This window comes from Acidiphilium iwatense (genome assembly GCF_021556475.1).
Classification (GTDB): domain Bacteria; phylum Pseudomonadota; class Alphaproteobacteria; order Acetobacterales; family Acetobacteraceae; genus Acidiphilium; species Acidiphilium iwatense.
This window is the reverse complement of sequence record NZ_JAKGBZ010000019.1, coordinates 38834-64757: the sequence shown is the minus strand read 5'-3', so window position 1 is coordinate 64757 and position 25924 is coordinate 38834. Positions and strand designations below refer to the sequence as shown.

Here is a 25924-nt window from a genome sequence, read left to right as displayed (position 1 = left end):
CGTCTCGGGGCATCACCAAACCCCCCGCCACGTCCTGACATTATGTTGCGTGGAAGCCGTCGATCGCCTGCGGCACAAAGCCCAACCGCAGATCCGCAACATAACTTTCGCCGCAACATGTTCTGTCCATTTGCCGGCCGGGCCTTTGGGCGAATCCTTTAGCCGGACGAACATTGAGCGGCCCTGCGCATTGCGAACATCACCAACCTGCCAATAATTGCCCTGGCGATGGCCGTTGGAAAGATAATGCTTGCACACCGCCTCGGCCTGCCGGCCGAGACGGTGCGCGAGGTCGGAAGCGTCGTGGCGAGCCATTACGCGGCCTCCTTCTCGGAGATGCGCGCGACCGGATAGGTGTCGAGCAGCTTGCCGAGGACGGCGGGACCGGAAGCGTCGACTGGCACGAAGAAGCGCAGCTTCCACGAGATGATCTCGCTGAACAAACCATAGGCGCGCAGTCGCTCCCGCATCGCCTCGGTGAAGCCGGTCAGTTCGAGGCGATGGGCGCCCATCACACGCACGCGCCGAAGCTGGAGCCCATCGGCAAGGTCGAGGATCGTACGGCCGTCCGCCAGCGCGGCATAGGCGCTGTCCGCCGTCAGCGTGGATGCGCCCGTATCGGAGGCGTTCGCGGCCCAGGCCGCGGAGACGCGGCGACCGATGATGCGTTCGCCATCGTCGGTCTGAAGGCGGTAAACCCGCGTCGAATCGTCCGGCAGCCGCTTCCACACCGGCAGAAGCAGCCCCGCGACGATATGGAGCGTGCTGTCGGAGAAGGTCGGCACTCGCGCGACCTCGTGGTTCCAAATCGAGGCGAACGTGTCTCGATCGGTCTCCTGCCAATGGCTGTCCGCCATCATCTTGAGCGATGCGTGGTGGTGCTCCATCGGCCGGATCAGCCGGACCCGGCGCTCGATCTCGCCATCGTCGAGCATGATGCTCGGCGCAGGGGTCTGCACAGCGGCGCGCCTGGATTGCGTGTTCACAAGCAGGACCGCGCCCGGATAGTTGGAATGATCGAATGCCTGGGCGAGCGTGACGGGGCGATTGCGCTGCCGCTCGGTGATGGTGAGCAGCCGGGTTTCCGCGCCGGAGGTCGGGTGGGTGTAGATGGTCCGGCGGTCGGTGACGACGAAACTCTCCGCCATCAGCGTTTCCAGCCCCGCATCATAGACGCCGCTGGCGATCGCGCCCTGCACCTTCGCATCGAGCAGTTGCTCGAAGGCGGTGAACAGGATGCCCTGCAACTCGATGGTGAGCGCCAGCAGCCGGTTGAGGAAGGTGGTGATCGGCGGCAGCTCGTCCTTGATGCCGTTCGAATCCGTCAGCTTGAGGCCGGTGCTGGATTCGAAGCGGTCGAGCGAGCAGCCTTCGACCTTGCCGCGCACGAGCAGGCCGTAGAGCTGGCGCAGGGCGGCCCGCGCATAGGAGGATTCCAGATTGTCCTCGGGCCGGAACAGGCCCTGACCGCCGGTCTGCCGCTGCCCGCGCGTGATCGCACCCAGCGTATCCAGGCGCCGGGCAATGGTTGAAAGGAAGCGCTTCTCGGCCTTCACATCGGTCGCGATCGGCCGGAACAAGGGCGGCTGGGCCTGGTTCGTCCGGTTAGTGCGGCCGAGGCCTTGAATGGCGGCGTCGGCTTTCCAGCCTGGTTCGAGCAGATAATGGACGCGCAACCGCCGGTTCCGCGCCGAAAGTTCGGCATGGTAGCTGCGGCCGGTGCCGCCGGCGTCGGAGAACACCAGCACGCGCTTGTCGTCGTCCATGAAGGCGGCCGCCTCGGCAAGGTTGGCCGAGGGCGCACGGGTCTCCACGGCAAGACGATTACCGTTGCGGACGATGCGGCGCGAGCGGCCCGTCACCTCGGCCACCATCTCCGTGCCGAAGCGCTGCACGATCTGGTCGAGCGCGCCCGGAACGGGAGGAAGCGACGCAAGCCGTTCGATCAGTTCGTTGCGCCGGGCGACGGCTTCGCGGCTTTCGACCGGCTGACCATCGCGATAGACAGGCCGCGATGACAGGTTGCCCTCGCAATCGGTGTAGGGCTCGTAGAGCTGCACCGGGAAAGAATGGGCGAGATAGTCCAGAACATATTCCCGAGGAGTGATGTCCACCCGAACGTCGTTCCATTCCTCGGTCGGGATCTCGGCCAGACGGCGTTCCATCAGCGCCTCGCCGGTCGAGACGATCTGGATCACTGCGGCATGACCCGCCGCCAGGTCCTGATCGATCGAGCGGATCAGGGTCGGCGTCTTCATGCTGGTGAGCAGATGACCGAAGAGCCGCTGCTTGGCGGATTCGAAGGCCGAACGCGCGGCGGATTTGGTCTGCCGGTTCAGCGTACCGTCCGAGCCGGTGATATTCGCCGCCTCCATTGCCGCGTCGAGATGGTTGTGGATGATCGCGAACGCCCCGGCATAAGCGTCGTAGATGCGCTGCTGTTCTTCGGTGAGCGGATGTTCGATCAGCTCATATTCCACCCCGTCATAGGAGAGCGAACGCGCGGTGTAGAGACCGAGCGCGCGCAGATCGCGGGCGAGCACCTCCATCGCCGCAACGCCGCCGTCCTCGATGGCGGTGACGAATTCGGCGCGGTTGGCGAAGGGGAAACCCTCCCCGCCCCAGAGCCCGAGCCGCTGGGCATAGGCGAGATTATGGACGGTGGTGGCGCCCGTCGCCGAGACGTAGACGATGCGGGCATCGGGCAGCGCGTGCTGCAGGCGCAAGCCCGCCCGTCCCTGCTGCGAGGGGGCAACGTCACCCCGGTCTCCCTTGCCGTTGCCGGCGTTCTGCATGGCATGGCTCTCGTCGAAAATGATCACTCCGTCGAAGTCGGAGCCCAACCATTCGACGATTTGGCGGACGCGCGAAACCTTCTCGCCGCGGTCGTCGAACCGCAGCGTAGCGTAGGTTAAAAATAGGATGCCTTCCGCCAGGGTGATTGGCCGCCCCTGGGCGAATCGGGAGAGCGGCGTGACCAGCAAACGCTCCATGCCGAGGGCCGACCAGTCACGTTGCGCGTCCTCGATCAGCTTGTCGGACTTCGAAATCCAGACCGCCTTGCGGCGTCCGCGCAGCCAGTTATCGAGAATGATGCCGGCCGCCTGGCGACCCTTGCCGGCGCCAGTGCCGTCGCCGAGCATGAAACCACGCCGGAAGCGCACGGCGCCGTCCGCGCCCTCAGGTGCGGTAGAGACGAGATCGAAGGTCTCGTCCATCGTCCACGATCCGGCGAGATAGTCGCCATGCGCCTCGCCGGCATAGATGAGAGTCTCAAGCTGGGCGTCGGAGAGCAGGCCATCGGTGACGATGCGGGCTGGCAGCATCGGCCGGTAGCTCGGCCTGGGCGGCGTGACCGATGCCATCGCGGCCGACTGCACCAGCTTGGTCGGGTGCGGCTGCGCGCCGGGGATACGAATCGACTGGAGCGCGTATTCCTCGTAGATCGCGTCGGTCAGGCGAGCGCCTTCCGGCGGCGTCCAGTCCACGGTCTCATAGGCAAGCTCGATGCCCTCTGGTTCGATCGAGGCGAGTCGTGCCGGCCGAGCGGCTGTGGCGCGCGCGAGGTATCCGCGCACAGTACGAGGGACCTGCCTCGCCGTGAGGGCGACGGCCGCCGGTCGGGCGACAACGAGACGTGCCGGCACCTGCGTCTCGATCCAGCCGAGCAGCGTGGCGATGTCGGGCGCAACGCCGGCCGATGCCGGGAACAGGGCCGGATCGGTGGCGGGGCGCTTGTCGATGACGGTGAGCCGGATGTCGATGGACGTACCGTGCCTGGCATAGACCGAGCCATCGATCGCCGCGGTGAAGACGATCGTGCCGCGCTCCTGAAGCCGGACGAAGGCATCGCGCCAGGCAGGAAGGTCCGGGCTGAAATTGGCGCCGGTGATTGCGACCAGGCGCCCGCCGTCGGCGAGCCGCGCCAGTGCTGAGGCGACATGCCTATAGGCGGCGTCGGCGACACGGCCGGCGACGTTCGCCAGTGCCGAGAACGGCGGATTCATCAGCACGACGCTGGGGACCGCGCTCGGTGCGAGGTGATCGTCAATCTGGGCCGCGTCGAAGCGCGTGACGGCGACGGCTGGAAAGAGGGAGGCGAGCAGATCGGCGCGGGTCTCGGCCAACTCGTTGAGGAGAAGCGTGCCGCCACTGATCTCGGCGAGAATGGCGAGGAGGCCCGTGCCGGCCGAGGGCTCCAGCGCGATGTCGGTCGGCGTGATCGCCGCTGCCGTCATCGCCGCGAAGCCGAGCGGCGCCGGCGTCGAGAATTGCTGCATCGCCTGGCTCTCTTCGGAGCGACGGGTATGCGTCGGCAGGAGGCCGGTGATTTTCGACACGGCAGCAAGCCGTACAGTCGGCGACGCGGCTTTGCGGAAAAGCGCCTTTCCGTATTTGCGGAGGAAGAGGACGGTCGCGGCCTCGCAGGCATCGTAGGCGGCTTTCCAGTCCCAGGCGCCGGAGGTGTCGGAGGCGCCGAACGCGGCCTCCATCGCAGCGCGCAGCATTGGGGCGTCGACGCGCTCGCCGCGTTCGAGATGGCCGAGAAAATGATGGGCGGCCGCGAGGATGGCGGACGCGGAGGTGGCGGGCGCGACCGGAGCGGTCACGGGGAACATCACGTTCATGGGGAGACTTTCAGGAGAGCGGGAACGGGAAGGCCCGGTCGGCGCTCTCTCTCGACCACCCGGACTCAGCCCGTCCCGGCGCTCCTCTCCCTCTTAAGACGCCATCATGGCTGGCACGAGAAAAGCGCCCGGCCGGAAAGCAGGGTCAGGTCCTTGAGAACCGTAGGGCCTAGGCCCTCAAAAACCGAAAAGGCGACCCTACGGCCGACGCAGCAGGATGCAGCGGGCATCAGCCCGCTTTGTTCAAGATGCGCGAGGGATGGATGTCGGATGGCAGGAGCCGTGCGAAGTACGACTCCATTCACGACAGCCTGGTTGGGCATGGCCTGGTAGGAAACAAATCGCGAACAAAGTTGTTTGGGATACCTCCGAAGTGCCATATGATATGGCATGTCGAAGAGAATCACCGATAGCCAGGTCCTGGGTGAATTGGGCGAGACAGCGATCAAAAAGATCGTTCTCGAAACCGGCTTTCTTTACGAGCAGCGGGGGCGCCTCGAAGCGGGCACGGACGGCATCGTCGAACTGCGCGATCCGAAGAGCGGCGCGCCGCTCGGCAAACTGCTCGGTGTCCAGGTCAAATCCACGGAGAGCGGCCAATATGTCCGCGAGAACGACAACAGCTTCGAATACCTTCTCAAGCCGGACGATCTGAAGTACTGGCGCACCTCGAACATCCCCGTCATCATTGTTCTTTGGCGGAAGTCCGACGAAACGGCGTATTGGAAAGACGTTAGCGATTGCGTCAGGGGCGAGGAACGCCGTCTGAAGTTCGACAAAGGGACCGATGTATTCGACCCGCGCTGCGCTGATCGCATTGGCGCGCTCACCATTGATCGTCGCACGCCAGGCGTTTTCCTGCCGCCGCTCAATCAGGGCGAAGACGCCATCATCAACCTGCTGCGCGTCAAGTTGCCGGATGAAATCTTCATCTCAACGTCGCCCTTCGGTAGCGGTCGCGACGCCGTGCCCGAACTGGTTAAGCAAGGCAACATCCGGTTCGACTGGGTAATCCGCAAGCGGCGCTTCGTCTCTTTCTTCGACCCCAGAGAGTACGGCACTCGCGCGATTGTCGATCTCGATCAGGTCGAGGCCGTTGATACTAAGCTCATCGCATTCAATGACGAACGCGACGACATCAACGACACGATGGATTTGTTGCGGCGCACCGTCGAGCGACAGACAACAGGGCAACTTTCCTTTCTCCGCAAAGACAGGCTGTTCCACTTCAAGGCGGTCGGTACCGGCAAGTCGCGCAGCTACCGCTACATGTCCAATGTCAATGAAACCTCCGCCAAGGTCGTGAGCGCCTATGCGAGCAAGAAGAAGGAAGGCCGTGGCTACGTTCGGCATCACGCGGCACGGCTGCGGTTCGAACGTCTTGCCGATGAATGGTTCGTAGTCATCGACCCCGATTTTTATTTCACCATGGACGGTTTCCAGCCGCACCGTTATCCAGAGGCGCTTTTGGCAGGCAAGAAGCGTCTGGAGCGCAATGCCGCCGTGCGCGGCCAGGTGATGATGTGGCAGCACTTGCTGGTCGAGAGCGGCAAACATGAGGTTGGTCTGTTCGACGCCGACAAACCCGCGCCATTGCTGCAATTCGAGCGGCTCCCGGTAATCCAGTTGTCTCAGGCAGTGCCGGAGTCCTCATGGAACCGGACCGATCCGCGCGCCAAGGAGATGGAAGCGCAGGACCTCTTTGAGGACGGGGGCATCGGATGATTTTCAAGGCGCATGTCTTTGACGAACCGATGCTTGAATTCGGCGACGGCGGACAGCATTGCGATCCCCGACAGGGCTTGCGCGAGCACGGGCCGTTGCAGCCGCGTTCGGGCGACGTTATCCGCGTCGGCGTCATCGGCACGGACGACACGGTTGCGGGGTTCACGGAATTCCTCGGAGAAACCGGGCGCGGCATCGAAAGCGGGAACAAGCAGCTTATCAATCTCAACCCGGATTTTCCGGGTCTGGGCAATCAGAACCCGTTCCGCTGCAAGTTCGAAGTGCCCGATGGGGCTACAGCCACCATTTCCCGTCGTCAGGTCAACGAAATCACCGGCATAGGCCGTCACGACGAAGCGGTTCGCCATGCCGTCGAATTGGTCACGTCGCAGCTTTCGGCTCTGATCGAAGGCAACGCGAAGCCCGATGTCATCGTTCTGGCTTTGCCCATTCCGCTCATCGAGAAGCTCGTTAACGCCAAGAGCGAGGAGGACGACGACGATGACGACGGCGGCGATATGCTCAACTTCCGCGACCTGCTCAAGGCGAAGACGCTTCACTTGCCGGTTCCGACGCAGATCGTCTGGCCGGATACGTGGGACGACGCTGCCAAAATCCCCCGCAAGGTCAAACGCGACAGCAACCGCCAAACGCAGGTAAAGGCGACGCGCGCGTGGAATCTTCTCAACGCGCTCTTCTACAAGGCGGGCAAAGTGCCATGGCGCTTGCTGCCGGATCAGGCGGAATACCGCACCAGCTTCCTGGGCATCGGCTTTTATCGTGACCTCGACGGTCAGCAACTTTGGACCAGTACCGCGCAGATGTTCGATGAGCGTGGTCGCGGTCTCATTCTGCGAGGGGCGCGCGCGCAGACGGAAACACGCGGGCGGCATCCATATCTGACCGCCAAAGACGCGGAAGAACTCGTTGTGCAGTCCATCGCAGCGTACAAAGCGCATCACCGACATGTGCCTGCGCGGCTGATGGTCCTGAAGACCTCGCGCTTCCGCCCCGAAGAGGCGGAGGGCATCGACGCCGCTCTTGGGAAGTCCGGTATCGAGATGTCCGACCTCGTATGGGTGCAGGAGAGTTCCCCGATCGCCATCTTCCGGGATGGCAATTATCCCGTCCTGCGCGGCACGTTCGTCGATCTGGACGGGAAGGGCCTGCTCTATACGCGCGGCAGCGTGCCGTTCTACGGGACATTCCCCGGCCTGCGCGTACCGCGCCCTTTACTGCTCGTGCCTCATGAGAATTCGGACAGCAAAATCTTGACTGTAGCAAAAGATGTGCTCGCGCTGACGAAGGTGAACTGGAACACGACGCAGTTCGATCAAAAGCTTCCGGCACCCATCAAGGCGGCGCGGGAGGTCGGGCGCATTCTCAAGCACGTCGAGTTCGGGACAGCGGTCTCGTCGGACTTCCGCCGCTACACGTAGATTGCAGCCGTGCCGGTCAACCGCTGTTCCGGCCCTACGGGGCGGAAAAGTCGGCGAAAAATTCCGAAGAGGGTTGAACGCCGGAAACAAGCAGCCGGTCGCGGGCGCGGGTGCAGGCAACATAGAACAGGTTTCGCTCGGTGTCGTGAACCTCGTCGAGTTCCGATTCATCGGCGACGGTCTCGATGCGCTCCTGCAAGGGCAATACGTCGTCGTCGCAGGCCATGACGGCAACGGCCTTGTATTCGAGGCCCTTGGCAAGGTGCATGGTGCCGATGGCGATGCGGCCCTGCGGCTGCTCAAGACGTTCCGACAATTCCAACTGCGTGTGACCGGCGGCTTTCACGGCGGCGCGCGCCCTGGCGAGCTGGTCGTTGGACCTCACGAACAGGCCGATCTCAGCAGGGGCGATTCCGTCTGCCACGGACTGTTTGATCCAGTCGGCCACGCCGTGGATCTCGCGGTCGGCGTCCGCGAAGATCTGGATTTCGGGATCGGGGCCGTTGAACACGGACACGGTGCCGCGCCGGTCTTGCTCGTTCCCGTCAACGTCCTGTACGATCTTGGGCAGAAGGCGGTCGGCCGCCTGCCTGATCTGATGCGAGGTCCTGTAATTGACCTTGAGGGTGCGCGAGCGCCCGCGAATATCGACACCCAGCGCTTTCCACGAAAACGGCTCCTGAAAGATGCGCTGGCCGAGATCGCCGGCGAAGAACAGCGCATCGGGGCCGCCCGGCGTAATGGCGGCGAGCATCCGCAGTTCCGGCACGCCAAGGTCCTGGGCCTCGTCGATCACCGCATGGGTGAAGGGCTCGTCGGCCCGGCCCGCAAAATGCGCGGTGACTTTCCCGAAGATGGACGGCCAGGTGAGAAGCCCCTGCGCCTCGATGATATGCCGCGCCTTCACGAAGACAGGCCAGAGTTTTTCGCGCTGCTTGACCCCAAGGCGGTTCTTGCGGCCAAGGCGGGGAACGTCCTGATAGGCTTGAAGGCTGTCCAACTGCCACGCATCGACGACATTGAGCCATTCCGATGCCAGGAAGCGCGGGGTGAAGCTGGTCAGGGACGCTTCGCCCGCCGCCGTCTTGAGCGCTCCGCGAATCTGGTCCTCGGTCGCCGCCCTCGGGTGGTGCCCGAAGGCCAGCGTAAACAGTTCGTGCGCGACGCCCCTGAACGGCAGGACGGTCACGCGGGGAACAATGCTGTTGTCTGCGCCCGTCAGAATGCGAAGCTTGCCTTCCAGCGCGTTGGCAAGAGGCAGGGAAAACGTCGTGAGCAAGAGCCGCGCCTGCGGATGCTGGCGCAGGATATTCGCGGCGCGATGCAGGGCCACGACGGTCTTTCCCGTTCCGGCGGAACCAGACACCCGCGCGGGGCCGCTGAACGATTGCTCCACCACCTGCCGCTGCGACGGATGCAGGAACACCGTCCATTGATCCCACGGGAAATCAAGCGCGCGCTTGAGTTCTTCGACATCCTCCATGACGCGGAAGCGGCGCTGGGCATCGGGATGCTCGAAGGGGCTGACCGCCTCCGGCGCGGTGACGGCCGGTATCTGCGGCTTTGCCCCAGTGGCAAGGTCCAGCAGCGCTTCCGCCGCTTCGCGCGGCAGGTGCTCGGCAAGATCGAAGATCGTATCTTCCGTGGCGGCTTTTACGTCGGCAAGCCAATCGACCGGGACGCCGTAGGTGAGAAGTTCCTCGTCCGTGATGCCGGGAAACAGTGGCGGCAGAACAACGCGGATCGGCGCGGCCGGCTGCTCTGCCTCGACCGGCTTGTGAACCACAATCTCCTGAACACGCTCGCGGACTTCCACGATCTGCGCCGCGCCGGTCGTGGGATGGGTTTCGATGCGGCGGCGCTCGGCCCAGGTGTAAGCATCGTCGTGATGGGCAACGTAGCAGATCAGAAAGCTGCCTTCCGTCTTGTGGACGATCAGGCGAATGTCGCGGTTGACGCGCATCGACCAGAAATTGGGGTCTTTGGACTTGTCGATGCGGTGAAATTGAAGCCCCGGCGCGGCGGGGTTCATCTGCAAATCGAAAACAGTCTCCTTCACCGCCTTCTGTTCCTGCGCGGAAAGGCGGCGCAAAGCAGTTTGAAAACTGTCCGCGATGCAGAAGATCACCGTTCGTCCCCATCGTCCTCGTGAGAATCGCCGTCAATTCTCTGAATGCCGATGAGCTTCCTTTCGGCAATGCGCGGGACAAGCCGATCTTGATCGTTGCCGATCAGCGCCACAAGGACATCTTCGGGAACGTCGTGGAAATCGCGCCGCAAATTCAGAATGGCGCGGGCGTTTTTGATCTTCAGAGTACGTAGGGACTCCCGATCCCTTTCGAGTTCCGTTTCCTTAACGGACGTTTCGATTTTCGCTTGCTCATCGGCCTGGCGCCGAAGTTCACCTTCGGTGAAAAACTTAATGAGGCTGTCGATTATTCCCTTAAGCGCGTTGCAGGCTTGCCCGAGGCCCGCGAGATCAATCCCTCCGGGAGAGGCATACGAAATCCGGGCGACCTTCATTCGATAGTCAACGCGAGCCGTCGCGCGCGCCCGCGCAAGAAGCCAGTTGTTGGTCTGGTCCAACTGCTCGTCAAAGCTTGCCGACAGATACGAGCGCTCAAACGAATAGAACGGTGGCTCGTAGGGGAATCTGCGGATTAGAGCCGCTTTATAGTAAAGCGATTCAACGCCGGTAAGGACTTCAATGAAGTCCTCCGGCTCCCATTTTCCGTCTATCTCAAGCCGCAGCATCACTCGCCCCCCCTACACCGCAAAGACCTTCATCACCTCGTCGCCGAAGTGATTGATGACCTTGATCGCGAAGCGGCCCGTGTCAGGGCGCGGGAACGGGCGGGACTTGTCCCGGTAGAGGGTCGCCCAGGCGTCCTCGTCGATCTCGGCCTTCAATGCGGTCTTGAGCGACTTGTAGGGATCGTTCGCGCCCATAAAATAGGCGTGGCGGACGAAGAAGCTCTCCTCGTTATAGTCCGTGTCGATGAACCACGCGGCGATGTCGTCCTTGCCGCTGGCGCGGACTTCGCCGGTCTTGGGGTCGAACACATCGACACCCAAGACCTCGACAACGATCTCGCCGTCTGTGTCGAACTCCCACTTGATGTCCGGCTCGCCGAACACGACGAACAGATTGCCCGCGCCCGTGTTCTTCAGTTCGTCGGACATATGCAGTTCGGGATTCATCTTGGCCTTGAGGATCGGCAAAGGTCCCAGCTTGTTGAGTTCAGAGGTATGGGCTTCGAAGTTGAAGCCACAGGCGATCAGCGCGTCGAAACGCGCGTCCAGCGCCTCGCGCGCAGCGGCGGTAAGGTCGGCGCGGCTGACTGTGCCGAATTCCGGGCCGATGAAGATCGCGGCGCGCTTCTCCGTCTCGCCTTCCATGAACCGGCCATCGGCGGCGATCCATGTTCCGGGCCAGCCGGTAATGGACGTGAAGGCGATGCGGTCCGCTTTCTTCGCCTGCTGGACACCCGAGGTTTCAAGGTGGTCCAGAATCATCGTCGTGAAGTCGTTGAGTTCTTGGGTGCCCTTGGGCAGCTTGCGTTTGCGCTTGCCGTCGGCGGCATCCAGTTCCTCGATCAGGTCGATTTCTCTGGACGGGACGACACGATGCGGCGAGAGGCTTTCGACCGTGAACGGCCCGGCGACGCGAATGCGGGATTTATCCTCATAAGGGCGGTCGTAGAGAAGTTCGACATCGGCCTTCTTGGCAATCGACTCGTCGATCTTCTTCTGCCGCGCGATACGCTGATCCCACCAGGCTTTTTGCAGGCCCTTGATATTGTCGGACCAGCCGGGCGCGGCCTCGCGGGGGATTTCCCATTCTTCCCACTTCTTGCCGAGCGCGGCGTTCAAGTCGCGACGCAGCGGTTCAAGCTTCGCCTGAAACTCCTCCCAGATTACATCGATCTCGGTGTTTCGAGAGATTGACCCCAACGTAATGTGCGGCACGCGGTCGTAGACGAAGCCTTGGCGAATGTCGCCATGCGTCGCGCCATCAATAGGCGGCTTGCCGGTTAGCTCGCCTTCCTTCTGGCGGCCTTCCTTGCTATCGGCCAAAAGGTAATACGGATATTTCGCGCCCATCACCCGCGCGCGGGCGAGCGCCAGCGCCACGCGCGAAGTGTCGATTGTGATCCAGCGGCGCCCCCATTGCTCGGCGACTGTCGCGGTCGTACCGGAGCCGCACGTGGGATCGAACACGAGATCACCGGGATCGGTGGTCATCAGGATACAGCGTTCGACTATCCTCGGGGAGGTCTGAACAACATAGACCTTTCCAGTCGCTCCCCCAACATCATTCCAGTAGTCTCCGAGCCTTGTGACAGGATAGTCGTCATGAAAGTATTTCAAACGAATTTGATTCTTCTGGGCCACAATTCTTCCAGCACGGGCTACTCTGTTAAGATCGTTCGGAACGACTTTCCAATGCGCCAAGGTACCCGGATGAAAAGTTCTGCCTTCAAATTCAAAATCACACGTGCTCGTAGATCGAACGCCATCCGACGTTAGCGGATAGGCACCGAAATCCTCTCTTTCAATAGTAGAAAGGCCGCTGCCCTCTCCATCACGAGCGAGAAAGAGTGGCCGAAATTTTGTCGATCCCCCTTTTTGTCTCGCGTACCATAATACGTCATCGCTTGTAGCTTGCAAAAAGTTGCCCGACTGACTTCCAGTCTTTTGTGCCGAGATTGCACAAATAAGATTCTCTTGCCCGAATACCTCATCCATCAAGGCCCGCAGGCGGTGTACATTTTCATCGCCGATCTGAACGAAGATGCTTCCACTATCAGTCAGCAAATCACGCATCGCAGTAAGGCGGTCGCGCAGATAGGTCAGATACGAATGGATGCCGTCTCTCCACGTGTCACGGAAGGCGCGCACCTGTTCCGGCTCGCGGGAAATCTCCTCGATTTTCCCATCCTTTACGTCGCGCGAGCGCGTTGAGACCTGCCAATTCGAGTTGAATTTGATGCCATAGGGCGGGTCGAAATAGATGCACTGCACCTGTCCGCGTAAGGACTCGCGCTCGGCAAGGCTCGCCATCACCTGCAAGCTGTCGCCGAGGATGAAGCGGTTCGACCAGTTCTGGTCGTGCTGGTAGAATTCGGTCCTGGCTTCCGGGTCGATACCGTTGAAGTTGTGGAACAGGTCGGCAATGTCACTTTCGGCCTCACGCTTTGCCTTGGTGCGGCGCGTCAGGTCGTCAATGATCGCCTTGGGGTGAATCTTCTCCTGAATGTAAAGCGGCGGCGCGTTGACAACGAGGTCCGACCAGTCCTGCTGATCCTTGCCACGCCATGTGAGTTGGGACTCGGATATGTCGATATAGCCGGTCTCCGCCGCCTTCCTGATCTGCTCGGCCGTCAGGCGGACGCGCGCGCCTTTCCAGACAAGCTGCGGATCGAGGTCGGCATCGCGGGGACGGGTTTCACCATGGGCAAGAGGATACCGGCGCGGATAGACGACGGGCGCGAAGGGCGCGATTTCCTCCGCCCGCTGCGCGGCGGATTGAAGCTCGGCGGTCGGGATGTTCTTCCGCTTGGCCCCGGCGTGCGTCAGCGTTTCGACCTGCTTGGGCGCGCCCGCCGTTTTTCTTCTCCCCTTGCTCATGCCCCACTCGCTTCTTTCAGTTCGTTGACGCCATTCGCCTCAACCGCACTTTTCTCAAGTGCTTTGGCGATCAGCGCGGCGAATTCCTTTTGCATCTCGAACACGTCGTTGAATTCCTCGAACGCCCAGCGTCCATAGGCGCCAAGGTTGTTCACGCCCCTGATCCATTTCTGCCGCATGGTTTCGGATTTCAGCTTCACGTTCTCCCGACGATAGCCCTTGACCTCGACGATCAGGTGCAGGGGATCGTCCGGGCCGCGTCCGTCGTCTACATTGACGATGAAGTCGGGCAAGTAGAAGCGCGCCGTCGATCCATCCTGGTACGGGACTTCGAGTCCAAGGCCCTGATTCTTGACGTAGGAGAGCACGCGCGGATGATCCTCGGCGGCGCGGGCGAACTCCGCTTCCCAATCGCTATCGCAGACGACGTAGTTGATATGACTCTTAGCCAGATCGGTCGTGTAAAGGTCTTTGCTCGTCATGAACCCGACATGGCGGGTCGAGCCCTTGGGATTGTAAGGATCGAGAACGGCGCGGATGCGTTCTTCATCGCCGATGGCGGCGGCGATGCCGTTATAAATGCGCTCGGCGGCCTGCGCGGCGATGCTCAGGATTTGGAGCATCCACGGGCCGGTGCCGCCCTTGCACTCAAGATAACCTTCGTCGATCCAGTGCCGGACGATGCGCTGGATTTGATAGAACAGGTGCAGCTTCGGCTCACCATCGGCATCCTTGAAGTACGAATAGAGAAGATACTTCGCCAGCTCATAGGACACGGTGCTGGGGCGCTTGTCCTTCATTTCGGCGACAGTGAGGGTGACGCCTTCACCGACAATGCCCTCAAGCAAGGTCTGACCCGGCCCGACCATATCGGGGGTGAGAACCAGCTTCGAATTTGGAGTCAAGTTGGCTTGCAGCTTCTCTTCGGGCAGGTCGATCCGGTAGCCGACCACGCAGGGGAAGATCATTTCCAGCGCGGCGCGCTCGCGCACCGCCGCCACGCGCGTCATCTTCTTGGGCGGCTTGACCGGCGCGACCTGGGGCTTCGCCGTGAAGTCGAACGGGATGCCCATGATGTCGGCATATTCGACGTTGAACAGCTCTTCGGCGTTCAGATCGTAGGAATAGCGACGCAGGCCGCGCCCGACGACCTGCTCACACAAAAGCTGCGTACCGAAGGCGCGAACGCCGAGAATATGGGTGACGGTATTGGTGTCCCAGCCCTCGGTCAGCATAGCGACCGACACGACGCAACGTACCTGTTCGCCAAGCCGCCCTTTCTTGCCGACCGTGTTCATGACTTCGCGCAGCAGATCGGAGTCGGAGAGTTCCCCGACTTCGCCCGCACCCGAGCGCTGCGCGATCTCGCGCTTGTATTGCTCGATCTCAAGGGCAGCGGCGCGGCGGAAATCGTCGTCAAGCGCCTCGCCCGATTCAAGTTGCTTGCTGTCGATCAGCAGCGTGTTGGGACGAGCGAGGCGGTTGCCGTGCTCGTCGAAATTGCTGAACAGCGAAAGATGGCCATGATGGACGGTGCGAAGTTCCTCGCTGTCCTCCGCAACGGGCCGCTGCCAGCCGGAAATCCATTCATAGACCAGCTTCGACGTAGACGTGTTGTTGCAGACGACGATGAACACCGGCGGCGTGTCGATGCCGGACTTGCCCCACTTCTCGAATGTTTCCTGATAGTGGTTGCAAAGGGCGACAAGGGCGGTTTGGAGCTTGGCGGGAAGCGAATTGGGATCAAGGTCGCCCTGGCCCTTGCCGCGTCCCTTCTTCGGCATTTCGTCGCGGATGTGCTCCCACAGGTCGCGGAACACCGGGACATCCGCCTCGGGAATGTTGTCGGCGGTGGGAACGCGCGGCAGTTTGACGATACCGCACTCGATGGCGTCCATCAGCGAAAAGTCGCTGATCGTCCAGGGAAAGAGTGTGCCTTCAGCATAGCCGGAGCCGCGCAGGAAAAACGGCGTGGCAGACAGATCGTAAACGGCGCGAACACCCAGCTTGCGCTTGAACATTTCGATGCCGCTGATCCAGAGCCGAGCGGCCTCGTTCTCTTCCTTGGCGATGGCCCTGTCGTCGCCAGTCAGGTCGTCGATGTCCTCGTTGTTCGGCTTTTCCCTGTAGCAATGGTGGGCTTCATCGTTGATGACGACGATGTTCTTGAGGCCCATGAGTTCTTCGGCCACGCGGCGAACCATTTGGCCTTCGGTTTCCTTGGTCACGATAGGCGCGTGACGGCCTTGCAGAAGCGACCGTCCGACCTTGTTGACCTCCAGAAGCTCCTTGAGCGCGAGGGCGTGGTAGTTGGTGATGACAATTTTGGCTTTGTTGATGTCGTCCAGCATGTCGCTGGGAACCAGCTCGCGGGCGCGGTAATAGCTTTCGATGTCACTGGGCAGCAGGACACGCAGACGGTCCTTGATCGTGATGCCCGGCGCGATGATGAGAAAGCCCCGCGAGAAATTGTTGCTTGTCGGCGCGCGCACGGCATTCACCGCCTGCCACGCGATCAGCATCGCCATCACGGTGGTCTTGCCCGCGCCGGTCGCCATCTTCATGGCGAGGCGGAGCAATTCAGGGTTGGCCTGTTCGTTGGCCCCGAGGATGTGTTCCCAGATGTGGGCGTATTGCTTTTTGTTTCGCGCAACTTCCGTCAGCCAGATGACGGTCTCGACGGCTTCCACCTGACAGAAAAATGGGCGCACGCCCTGGAATTGATAGCTGCGCCAATACTTAAGGAGGCGTGCCGTGGCGGGCGTTACGCCCCATACGGCTGGGTTCGAGCGCCGCCATTCGCCGACATGGCTGCGAATCTCGTTAATGATCGGGGTCGGGTTATATTCCTGTTCCTCGGTCGAAAGCCCGTCGTCGTTTTGCAGATTGAGGCTGCCCTGATCCTTGGCTGCGTTCTTGCGCTTCTTCTTGCGCGGCTTCGGGACGGGCGTGATGAGTTCGGACTTTCGCCGTCCGTCGCGTGGCGGCTCATTGAGCGGCTGGCCTTCCGCATCCAGCGGATGGTGCCGTGTCGGTTCCTCATAAGGAGAATTAAGAATGGGTTGCTCGAAGAACGGGCTCGCCGGGGTCGTCATGGTTGCGCGCGCCTATTACTCGCAGTGGCGGGGGTGAGGATCGGGTGCCTTCCGCTCACCGTATGGGCGAGTGATTTCGCGTGGTACTGGCTTGTCACTCCCCGTTGCCCCCCTGCTGCTCTTCTACCTTGCGCTTTATCCAGTTTGCGATTTCCTGCCGCTCGAACCGCCACGATCCGCCGACCTTGAAGCCAGGAATCTTGCCTGCCGAGGCAAGCTTGTAGGCGGTCTTCTCATTGATCTTGAGAAGTTCCGCCACCTCCCGAATCGTCAGGATTTCATCGGTCATGCGCCCACCGTGACACGCGCTTGGGGAAATGTATAGAAGATCGGAGAAAATCAGGAAAGATAATGGTGATGGCGGGTGTCGTCGTCGGCGACCTCATACATCCATGACGAATAGGATGATCGGGATGTTTGCCGCAGCCACCGTCGGCGTTCATGGGGTTGGCGGGATCGGGATCGCCGATTTCGGTCGCGCGCGGCACCACCGGGGAGTATTCGGCGCCGATCACGTCTTCGGATGGTGGTTCGTCATCGAACGCATGACTTCACCGTTCCTGGGCGATGCGCATGCGCCAATCCTAGGCGTCGTTGCCGTGGGGATGTTCGTGGGTGGCGACATGCACAACATGCCGTGTGCTGTGTCCTTTGCTTTCGGGCGTTTTGTCAGCCGTGTCGGTCATGGGAATCTCCTCAAACGAGGTCTCGGCGCAGGGGCCGAGCGCCGGTGATTGTGGAACGGGAAAGAAGCGCGGGACGGCAGAGCCGTCCCGCGCGTATTTCGCTATTCAACCGCGATCGCTGTTTGGGCGTCGCCCTCGTCGGCAGCGGCGTCCTCGTCATCGCCGGTGAGGAAATCCGGCAGCGCGGCATCGTCGCCGGCGTCGGCCTCTGTCGACGTCTCCCCGGTCTGTTCGGCGTCGAGATCCGCGAGACGGAGCGGCTCGGGCAGCCAGCCGGTGTCGGTGAGGAGCCGCTCGGCTTCCCGCGCCATGTCGCCCTTTTTCAGGTGCTCGATGAGTTGGGCGGCCCGCTCACCGGCACCCTCGCGGACGGCCTCGAGGATGCGGGGCTTAGTGACGCGATTGAGGTAGTTGCCGAAGGTCGGACGCCAGCCCGCCGCGACCATATCGAGCCCGGTCGCCCGCGCGAGCCGGTCGGTCTGCGCGAAACGAACCTGCAGCCCATGCTCGCTGACGCCGCTGCCGCTGTACGGATTGGGCCGCTCGTAGAGCGCGTTCACTCCATAGCTGACGCAATGCGCGAGCAGCGCCATGCGGCTGGTGTCATCGAGCCAGTCGAGCCAGCTCCACAACGCATCGTCATCGGCCGGAATGTCCTGCTTCCACGCCTCCTGTCGTCCGGTGACGGTCTTCGCAGGCACGCTGTCCTTCAGATCCTCGGCCTGGATGGGGAAGAAGGTCTCGCGGACATTGGCGTGCAGGCAGCCGGTCGTCCCGCCGTGCAGGAAGGTGTCGGTCACGAGCTTGTGCAGCAGCATCGTCATGGCGACATGGGGATGCTGCGCCACCGCATCGCGCAGCGCGAGGGTACGATACGCGGTCAGTTCGATGACCAGACGCTCGGGCAGCGGCTTGATGGCGTCGTCTTCCTCGTCGTCGGCTTCGACGGGTTGGCTGCCGATGGTGATGACGGCGCGTTGGACGTCGGGCGCTTCCGGCTCCTCGGTGGTGATGCCGTCAGCCCCCGACCCCTCGCTGGCTTCGGGCTCGACCGGAAGCTCATCGTCGGGACGGACATAACCGCGATCCACGACGAGGCCGCCGCCAGCATCAATGCTGACGAAGACCCCGGCGATGGCGATGTCGGCGGGATCATAGCGGACGGGTCGATCGTCGAAGGCTTCCAGCGCCTGTTTGATCTCGCCGAGTCGCTGGTCGATCTCGTCGGGCAACTCGTCCGCGTCCTCATATTCGGCTTCGAGCCTGGCATATTCGGCCTGGAGCGCCTCGGCCCTGACCTGCTCCTCGTCGATCATGTCGAGCGCGACGCCGGTCAGTTCGCGCAGGCCACGGGTGGCGCCATAGGGCAGCGTCAGCGCTACCTCGACCCATTTCCAGCCTTCCGCCGCGACCTCCTCGGCCACCGCCTTCAGCTTGCTGGCGACCAGGGTGTCGAGCAGCGCCGGATCTTGCAGCCAGCCGCCATCGTCATGCTCGAACAGGTCGCGCATGACGTAACCGCCTGCCTGCTCATAGTCGTCGATGCCGACGAACACCGCCCGCTTGTCGGCGGCGCGCACCGCGCCCTCGGTCAAGAGGCCCTTGATCTGCCAGGATTGCATCCGTCCGAGCGTGCGGGCGGCTTCCCACACCTTTTCCTGACGGTCATGGCTGTCCGACACGGTGAAGGCCATGAGCTGCTCCAGCGTCATGCCGTCCTCGGCATAGACGTCGAGCAGCGCCGGCGAGACCGACGCCAGCTTCAGGCGCTGCTTGACGATCTGCACCGGCACGAAATGGGCGGCGGCGATGTCCTCCTCGGGCATCCCCTTGGCCCGCATATCCTGAAAGGCCCGGAACTGATCCAGGGGATGGAGTGCCTCGCGATCGGCGTTCTCGGCATAGGAGATTTCCTCGGCAAGAATCGCATCGTCGCGATCACGGACGATGCAGGGAACCGGCGCGGTCTTAGTGAGGCGCTTCTGCTTGACCAGCAGTTCCAGCGCCCGAAAGCGGCGGCCGCCGGCCGGCACCTCGAACATGCCGGTCTCGTTGCCTTCGGCATCGATAACCGGCAGGACGCTGAGGCTCTGGATCAGGCCGCGCCGCGCGATCGACGCCGCCAGGCTGTCGATCGAGACGCCGGCCTTCACGCGCCGGACGTTCGATTGGCTGAGCATGAGCTTGTTGAAGGGAATGTCGCGCGAGGACGACAGGGTGATCTTCTGAACGGCAGTAGCCATCGGGATTTACTCCGCGACGGGCGGCCGGGAGACTCTCTCTCGACCTCCAACCCGTTACGGAAATCCGGCCCTTCTCTCCCTCTTTGGGGCGCCGGCCGCGGGCACGGCGCGCCGCGTGATGGAGCAGATCATACCTCGCACATGCCTTCGCATTCGTTCGGCCAGAGATCGAGCTGGCCGCGATCGGCGGCGGTCGTGAGATCGGCCTGGTCGAGTGGCACGGCGGAGCGGTGTAGATAGACCTCGCCGCGGATGCCCCGGAACCCGGTGCGTATGGCGTGATCGACCCATCCGGCGTCCGCCCAGGCATCGGGATGGTGATCGCGCATCTCGCGCCAATGATCGTCGGAATGGAAGGGGCAGCCGATGCAGGCGCTCTTGGGCGGCAATGGATAGCCGTGCCGCTCCAGCCAGAGAAGGCAGTCCTGCCGGGTCATGTGCTGTTCGATCAGCGGCCAGCGGTTGACCTGCCAGTCCTCGAAGGACGGCTTCATCCGAAGAACCTCGTCAAGCGAGATGCCGATCCATTGCTCGGCGACCGGCACCGTGGGCGAGCGTCGGCCGGCGATGCCGAGCAGCTCGCGTACCTTTCGGCGGATCGGCACGATCTTGTAATCGCCGGTGCATTGGCGGCGGATCATGCCGACCCCAATGCGCTCGGTCTTGAGGATGCGGGAGCCAACAATAACGAGATCGCCATTTTCGTCCTCGTCATACACGGGCAGCTCTGCGCCGGCGGGCGTGACATTGCGCGTGAAGGCCGGGATCGAGGCCCAGCGATGGCCCTCGGCGCCGGCGAGAAGATCGGCGCGCAGGTCGCCGGCCGACACGATATGGACGGGGAATGGCAGGACGTTCGGCGATCTGAGCCAGGCCAGATGATCGTAAACGGCCTGGGTCTCCCAGCCGGTGTCGGCGAAAATCGCGCAATCCGGCATCGGGCCGATCTCGCCATGGGCGGCCATCAGGGCGAGCGTGGTGGACTGGACACCGGCACCTAGGCTGAGGACGCGCAGACGGATGCCTGCGGGCGGCTGAAAAGCTATCATCGGGATTACTCCGCGATGGGCCGCCGGGAGCCTGTCCCTCGGCTTGCAACCCATCACGAAGCGAGGCGCGGCCCTCGCACTCGGAGAGGACCGCGCCGTGGAAGATCGGAATCGGAGAGACGTAAAAGCGCAAAGCCGGAAACGCGGAAAACTGCGCCCCGGCTTTGCGGAAGTCAGGCGGCCCGGTCCATGAGCTTCTTGGCCTTGGCCTCAAGGTCGAGGCGGGCGTCCTGATGAGGCTTGTCCCGCGCAACGGCGGTGATGCCCTGCACGAAGTCGAAGACGCTCTCGGGCGGGCGACCTTCCTCGGCCAGCACGGTGTCGATGATCTTGCCGGTCTCCGCCTTCGAGAAGCCACGACGGCGCAGGAACTCGGAGCGATCTTCGTCGTTGCGCGCCACGATCCGTTCGCGGGCGGCCCGGATGCCGTTGACGAAGGGCATGGGCGAGGAATCCGCGAAGTTCAGGAGCGCCGGCGCAGCCTCGTGGGCGAAGCGGGAGGCGGCATATTTGGAGTGGCGGATGGTGATCTCCTCGAAATCCTCGACGCCCCACAGCATCCGGTTCTGGCAGACTGCCCGGAGATAGAAGGAGGCGATGCCGAGCGTCTTCGCGCCAACCTCGCTGTTCCAGGCATAGAAGCCGCGGAAGAACAGGTCGGGCGAGCCGTCCGGCAGGCGCCCCGCCTCAATGGGGTTGAGATCGTCAACAAGGAAGACGAACACATCGCGGTCGGACGCATAGAGCGTCGTCGTGTCTTTGGAGACATCGACACGGGGATTGTAGATCCCGGTCGACCAATTGAGCACGCCCGGCACCTTCCAGCGGGTATCGCCGGTGCCATTCCCGGCGATACGCTGGATCGCCTCGATCAGCTCGAAATCGTGGATGCGGCCATAGTCCGGCCCGGTGACGGCGCGCAGCTCGACGCGGCCGTCCTCGATCTCGAAGGTCTTGATCTGCTCGGCGCGGTGCGAGGTCAGGCCATATTGGAGATTGATGCCGGCCAATGCGGCGGGAAGCTGGCGCAGATAGGCGGCCGGAGCGCCGACCAGGCTGGCGAGTTGCCCGAAGCTCCAATGGGTTGGCGCGATCGGAGCCTCGGCACCCGGCAGGATCAGCGCCAAGCGCTCGGGATCGCTGCGGTTCGCCTCGACATGGACCAGCGCGCTTTCCACCGTGCGGGTCCGGCTTCGCTCGGAGCGTTCGCGCACGGTGCGGCCCAGATCGGAGAGCGACAGGAAGCGTTCGTCGTCGGGGCGCGAGAACCATTCCGACGACACGCGGCCGATATGCTCGCCGCGGCTGACATCCACCTTGTAGCCGCCGCTCGCGTCACGGCGGGCATCGAGAACCTGCATATTCATGGAACGAAACTCCATGACGGGCGCCGGAGACCTCTTCTCCAGCCCTCAACCCGTCACGGGAAACCGGCCCTCCTCTCCCTCTCAAGGGGGCATTGCGGGGGGGCTCCCCGCAGAAGGGGTCGGCCAAGACACAAGGCTCCGCCGCAGGGGAAGGCTTTCTTCTTCCGTTAAAAGCGGCTCATTGAGGCGGCGTGACACACCGATTGTGGACAATGCTACAGTCAATGAATGAGCTGCTGATGCAGCCCGTGTCGAGTGGAGTAGAAAAGGAAGATCGGTATGGAATTGCCCGAAAGATTGTAGGCCTCGACGCGCGCCAAATGCGGGGGATGTTCAAGAACTTCATCGCACAGGAATCCGAGATGGATTGGAACGACGGCAAGCCCGTCGTGAAAGTCCGACGAATGACGCCGGATTTCATCGAGCGACAGTTAGGGATCTCATCCCGCGAGGCTCAGCGCATACAGGCGGAGTTGATCGACGAGGGGTGGATCGAGCAGGGAAAATTCACGCCGACGCGCAAAGGTATGGCCCTGGCCCACCATGTCGACCGTCCGACGCTGCCGCGAGCGGAGGCGGAGGCTATTCTCGATCAGGTGCTTGAGTGGGCCGACAGGACGAACGCCGTCGCCGATACCAGGGTGAAGGTGAAGGCGATCCATTTGTACGGCAGCCTGGAGCGCGGCGCGGATGAGGTCGCGGACATCGATCTCTTCATCGAGTTCACCACGATGGATCTCGGCGAGGATATGCAACCGGAGGACATGGAGCAGGAAAGCGAGTTGTGTGAGGAACTGTCGGCAATTTCCGAGTATGTGAGCCCGTCCTCGGCACTCGATCGAATGGTGATGGACGATGTTTCGATGCGGCAGGTCTTTCCACCGCGCGACTGATTAGCCGCTTACAGTTTCGATAGCAGCGGCAGCGACCACGGATGTCCCTTCATCCACATACTCGCCCGCGGAACGCGCTTGCATCGTCGAGCCGCTCAGGATCATATTCTTAAAGACATGCCGTTGAGTTGATGGGAGTGCGTCCCACCACCTCGGCCGGAGAAACAGATTGTCAGTCTGAAGGAACAACAGTCGGACGAGGACATCCGCCTTGCGGTCTTGGGCAACCTTCATAAATGAATCTGCGAACGCTTGTGCCGGCCCATCGGCGTTCCCAATCCAGCCCAACACCATAATCGTTTGGCCATCAAAGGCGGTCACGTTGAGCGCAATGTGGTCGAGGTCAGCGCCATCACGACCGAGGCGCTGAAGTGGGTTGCCCTGGACGTCGAATTCTGGGTGGAAGGCGCTGGAAGCCACAATCGGAAGCACGGTGTCGAACCTGACCGCGAGAAAATGGAAATCGTCGCGGCAGCCGGAGAGAAGCCTAGCGTCAAATTGCGCTTTCCAGCGATCCATGTCGCGTCGGCCAACCTGAACTCCCGCCGCGAAGACATTCAGGTGAGTCTGGATCAAGCCTTGGTGGAAGAAGGACTGCCCGCGATCCATCTCGCGCTGAGCGGCGATAGCCTTGAACTGCGCCTCCTTCGCGAACCGCTCATAGGCAATGGCTCGGTAAGAGAAGAGGAAGGCCGTATCTTTGTTCAATGACAGGGCCTTGCCCTCGATCGGTTTGAACAACGCCGTGTCGTGCTTGTTGCAGAAGCCGGGGAAAACCGAAGCCTTGTTGATACCGATCTTGCGAGGCGAAGGATGCCCCTCGGATTCGATCATGTCCTTCATGGTCGGCTTCACAGTCAGGACGTGCCCGGCTTCCGCTATCGCCGTGATGCCGCCTTTCTTCTGGACCGTATGGGCCTTGGTGATTTTCGGGCTGCAAGGGTCGCTGGAAGGATCGGGGTGGGAGCAATAGCCCTCCCGAAGCTGGGCGATCAGCCTTGTCTCCACCTCGAAGATATTGACCGGGGCCTGCTTTTCTCGGTCCAGATGACACTTCTTGTATTTCAGGCCGGACCTGCACCAGCACGGCTCGTTGCGCCCCATCGTTTCGAGAGGCGTGATCAAGTCGCCTTTGACCGGAGATGCGGTAAGGGATGGGTGCGCGGGCATGTGGCTCGTATAATGATCGCAAACGGCGATATCGACACGAACAATTTTACAGGGGCGGTGAGTGTGCTTCTCAGAGGTCCTTTCGGAATGAAGTCAAAATGAGGAGAGATGGCGGGTTGGCTGGCCGGGCGAGATGTGATTCCAACGGGTTGTCGAGACCGAGTTGGAGAAAAACCTCATGTGGACGCCGACCAGCCGCGCGCAGCATAGCCGTAGAGGCCTGCGTTATGGAAGCGACCTGACGGATGCCGAGTGGTCGATCCTTGAACCGTTCCTGCCGCCCCCTTGCCGTTGTGGGCGCAGGCGAAAATGGCCTATGCGCCGGATCGTTGAGGCGATTTTCTATGTTTTGCGCGGTGGGGTCGGCTGGGAGATGCTGCCCAAGGATTTCCCGCCGCACTCAACCGTCTATCGCTGGTTTGCCAAGTTTCGCGACGATGGCATCTGGGAAACGATCAACCATCACCTTGTCATGCACGATCGTGAGAAAGCCGGACGCGAGGCGAGTCCATCGGCTGGCATACTCGACAGTCAGAGCGTCAAGACGGCGGAAGCTGGCGGTCCGCGCGGCTTTGATGCCGGCAAGAAGATCAACGGCCGTAAGCGCAACGCCCTCGTGGATACGGACGGACGAGCGCTCAGAGGCTGTGTCGAAACGAATTCAACACGATCTCCGAGGGGCTGGGCAGCCGGGTCAAATCGTGATTCGTCAAGGTTGCAACACTTTGGACGAGACCTCGATGTGGACCCCGACCACCCGCCGGCATCATAGCCGCGATGAGCTGCGTTATGGAAGCGACCTGACCGACGCGTAATGGGCAATCCTGTTCCCCTTCCTGCCGCCTGAGGTCGGTTGCGGCCGAAGGCGGGCACACCCGATGCGCGAGATCGTCAACGGCATCTGCTACGTGCTGCGCGGCGGCATTGCCTGGCGGTTGATGCCGAAAAACTTCCCGCCGTGGCGCACCGTGTATCGCTGGTTTGCCCGGTTACGCGACGACGGCACGTGGGAAACCATCAACCATCATCTTGTCATGCGGGACCGCGAACGGGCGGGACGCGAAGCGAGCCCCAGTGCCGCCGTCATCGACAGTCAAAGCGTCAAGACGACCGAGAGCGGTGGTGTACGGGGGTATGATGGCGGCAAGAAAATCAAGGGACGCAAACGGCATGCGATGGTTGATACCGATGGCCGGGCGCTCAAGCTACAGGCCCATGCAGCCAACATTCAGGATCGCGACGGCGCCGGCCCGTTGCTGCGTGCATCACGCGCAAGTTGGCCGTTCGTGCAACGCGCGTTCGCCGATGCGGGATACCAAGGGCCGCGGGTTGCATCAGCCAGCTCGATCCGCGTCGAGATCGTGCGCAAGCCGGAAGGACAGGTCGGTTTCACCGTGCATGCCAAGCGCTGGGTCGTCGAGCGATTCTTCGCCTGGATCAACCGCAACAGGCGCCTAGCAAAGGACGTCGAGGCAACCATCGCCTCGGCTGAAGCCTTCCTCTATGCAGCCTCAACCATCCTACTGCTCAGACGGCTGGCTCGTTGACAAGCCGATTCGAGACGGACTCTCAAACTTATCGTGGGACCGGCCGATCTTCAGGATCGCGACGGCGCCGTGCCGCTGCTGCAAGCGTCGCGTGCGCTCTTTCCGTTTGTCGAACACGTGTTTGCCGACAGCGCTTACGCGGGCGAGCGGGTCGCCAACGCAACCAGGATCACGATCGAGATCGTCCGCAAGATCGACGGCCAGGTCGGCTTTCAGGTCCATAAGCGACGCTGGGTGGTTGAACGATTTTTCGCCTGGCTCGGCCGAAATCGCCGCCTCTCCCGCGACGTCGAAAAACTCATATCATCCGCCGAAGCCTTCCTCTACGCCGCCTCCGCCGTCATCCTGCTGCGAAGGGTCGCACGTTGCTGACCCGATTCGAAATGGACTCTCAGGAAGAGGGCGCGCTCAGGCCGCGAGAATCTGTTTAATCAAAGTAAATGCGCTACCT

General features: G+C 62.2%; 14 protein-coding genes and 4 pseudogenes. 7 read left to right on the top strand and 11 right to left on the bottom strand.

The genetic code is table 11. From position 1 onward, the window contains the following. Positions 1–120 precede the first annotated feature (120 nt). Positions 121–315, bottom strand: a pseudogene (locus tag L2A60_RS11190) (DNA primase); the annotation flags it as partial. Next, entirely contained in the window at positions 315–4628 is a 4314-nt protein-coding gene (locus L2A60_RS11185) for a strawberry notch family protein (protein WP_235704460.1), read from the bottom strand. The gene L2A60_RS11185 and the pseudogene L2A60_RS11190, both read right to left, overlap by 1 nt. Positions 4629–5018: 390 nt before the next feature. Between L2A60_RS11185 and L2A60_RS11180 the strand changes: the two genes are divergently transcribed. Together L2A60_RS11180 and L2A60_RS11175 are read left to right on the top strand one after the other, a co-directional pair. After that, positions 5019–6353, top strand: a complete 1335-nt coding sequence (locus L2A60_RS11180; protein WP_235704459.1) for a DUF4365 domain-containing protein — start codon at positions 5019–5021, stop codon at positions 6351–6353. Then, positions 6350–7792 (top strand): argonaute/piwi family protein, encoded by a 1443-nt coding sequence (locus L2A60_RS11175; RefSeq protein ID WP_235704458.1) that lies wholly within the window; start codon positions 6350–6352, stop codon positions 7790–7792. The genes L2A60_RS11180 and L2A60_RS11175 overlap by 4 nt, the downstream gene beginning before the upstream one ends. A gap of 34 nt (positions 7793–7826) precedes the next feature. On the opposite strand, the gene L2A60_RS11170 is transcribed toward L2A60_RS11175, so the two are convergent. From L2A60_RS11170 to L2A60_RS11150, 5 genes are all read right to left on the bottom strand, one after another. Continuing rightward, complete coding sequence (locus L2A60_RS11170) at positions 7827–9920, bottom strand: 3'-5' exonuclease (protein ID WP_235704457.1); 2094 nt, start codon at positions 9918–9920, stop codon at positions 7827–7829. Then, positions 9917–10546, bottom strand: coding sequence for a hypothetical protein (locus tag L2A60_RS11165; RefSeq protein WP_235704456.1), 630 nt, complete (start codon positions 10544–10546; stop codon positions 9917–9919). The genes L2A60_RS11170 and L2A60_RS11165 overlap by 4 nt, the downstream gene beginning before the upstream one ends. 12 nt (positions 10547–10558) lie before the next feature. Further along, a complete protein-coding gene (locus L2A60_RS11160) occupies positions 10559–13423 on the bottom strand; it encodes a site-specific DNA-methyltransferase (protein WP_235704455.1) in 2865 nt (954 codons plus the stop codon). Beyond that, a complete protein-coding gene (locus L2A60_RS11155; RefSeq protein ID WP_235704454.1) occupies positions 13420–16518 on the bottom strand; it encodes a BPTD_3080 family restriction endonuclease in 3099 nt (1032 codons plus the stop codon). Before L2A60_RS11155 ends, L2A60_RS11160 begins: the two co-directional genes overlap by 4 nt. A gap of 94 nt (positions 16519–16612) precedes the next feature. Then, the gene (locus L2A60_RS11150) at positions 16613–16807 is read right to left on the bottom strand and encodes a helix-turn-helix domain-containing protein (protein WP_235704453.1); all 195 of its coding nucleotides are present in this window, start codon (positions 16805–16807) and stop codon (positions 16613–16615) included. A 115-nt stretch (positions 16808–16922) separates the two neighbouring features. Here L2A60_RS11150 and L2A60_RS11145 point away from each other — a divergent pair, with 115 nt between their 5' ends. Further along, positions 16923–17252 carry a hypothetical protein gene (locus tag L2A60_RS11145; RefSeq protein ID WP_235704452.1) on the top strand — a complete coding sequence of 110 codons (330 nt, stop codon included), beginning with the start codon at positions 16923–16925 and terminating at the stop codon, positions 17250–17252. Between the two features lie 53 nt (positions 17253–17305). Here the strand turns inward: L2A60_RS11145 and L2A60_RS11140 are convergent, their stop codons facing one another. The 3 genes from L2A60_RS11140 to L2A60_RS11130 form a co-directional block, all read right to left on the bottom strand. Next, positions 17306–19447, bottom strand: coding sequence for a ParB/RepB/Spo0J family partition protein (locus L2A60_RS11140; protein WP_235704451.1), 2142 nt, complete (start codon positions 19445–19447; stop codon positions 17306–17308). A gap of 128 nt (positions 19448–19575) precedes the next feature. Further along, positions 19576–20496 carry a hypothetical protein gene (locus L2A60_RS11135; RefSeq protein ID WP_235704450.1) on the bottom strand — a complete coding sequence of 307 codons (921 nt, stop codon included), beginning with the start codon at positions 20494–20496 and terminating at the stop codon, positions 19576–19578. Between the two features lie 173 nt (positions 20497–20669). Continuing rightward, the gene (locus tag L2A60_RS11130; RefSeq protein ID WP_235704449.1) at positions 20670–21863 is read right to left on the bottom strand and encodes a DUF932 domain-containing protein; all 1194 of its coding nucleotides are present in this window, start codon (positions 21861–21863) and stop codon (positions 20670–20672) included. A 224-nt stretch (positions 21864–22087) separates the two neighbouring features. Here L2A60_RS11130 and L2A60_RS11125 point away from each other — a divergent pair, with 224 nt between their 5' ends. After that, a complete protein-coding gene (locus tag L2A60_RS11125; protein WP_235704448.1) occupies positions 22088–22756 on the top strand; it encodes a hypothetical protein in 669 nt (222 codons plus the stop codon). Here L2A60_RS11125 and L2A60_RS11120 read toward each other — a convergent pair whose 3' ends face one another. Then, on the bottom strand, positions 22757–23926 hold the full coding sequence (locus L2A60_RS11120; protein WP_235704447.1) for an SEC-C metal-binding domain-containing protein: 1170 nt from the start codon (positions 23924–23926) through the stop codon (positions 22757–22759). Positions 23927–24104: 178 nt separating this feature from the next. On the opposite strand from L2A60_RS11120, the pseudogene L2A60_RS11115 reads away from it, so the two are divergent. The 3 pseudogenes from L2A60_RS11115 to L2A60_RS11105 all read left to right on the top strand — a co-directional run. After that, a pseudogene (locus tag L2A60_RS11115) lies at positions 24105–24578 on the top strand (IS5 family transposase); the annotation flags it as partial. A gap of 88 nt (positions 24579–24666) precedes the next feature. After that, positions 24667–25473, top strand: a pseudogene (locus L2A60_RS11110) (IS5 family transposase). A gap of 15 nt (positions 25474–25488) precedes the next feature. Next, positions 25489–25845: pseudogene (locus L2A60_RS11105) on the top strand (transposase); the annotation flags it as partial. Positions 25846–25924: the final 79 nt, after the last annotated feature.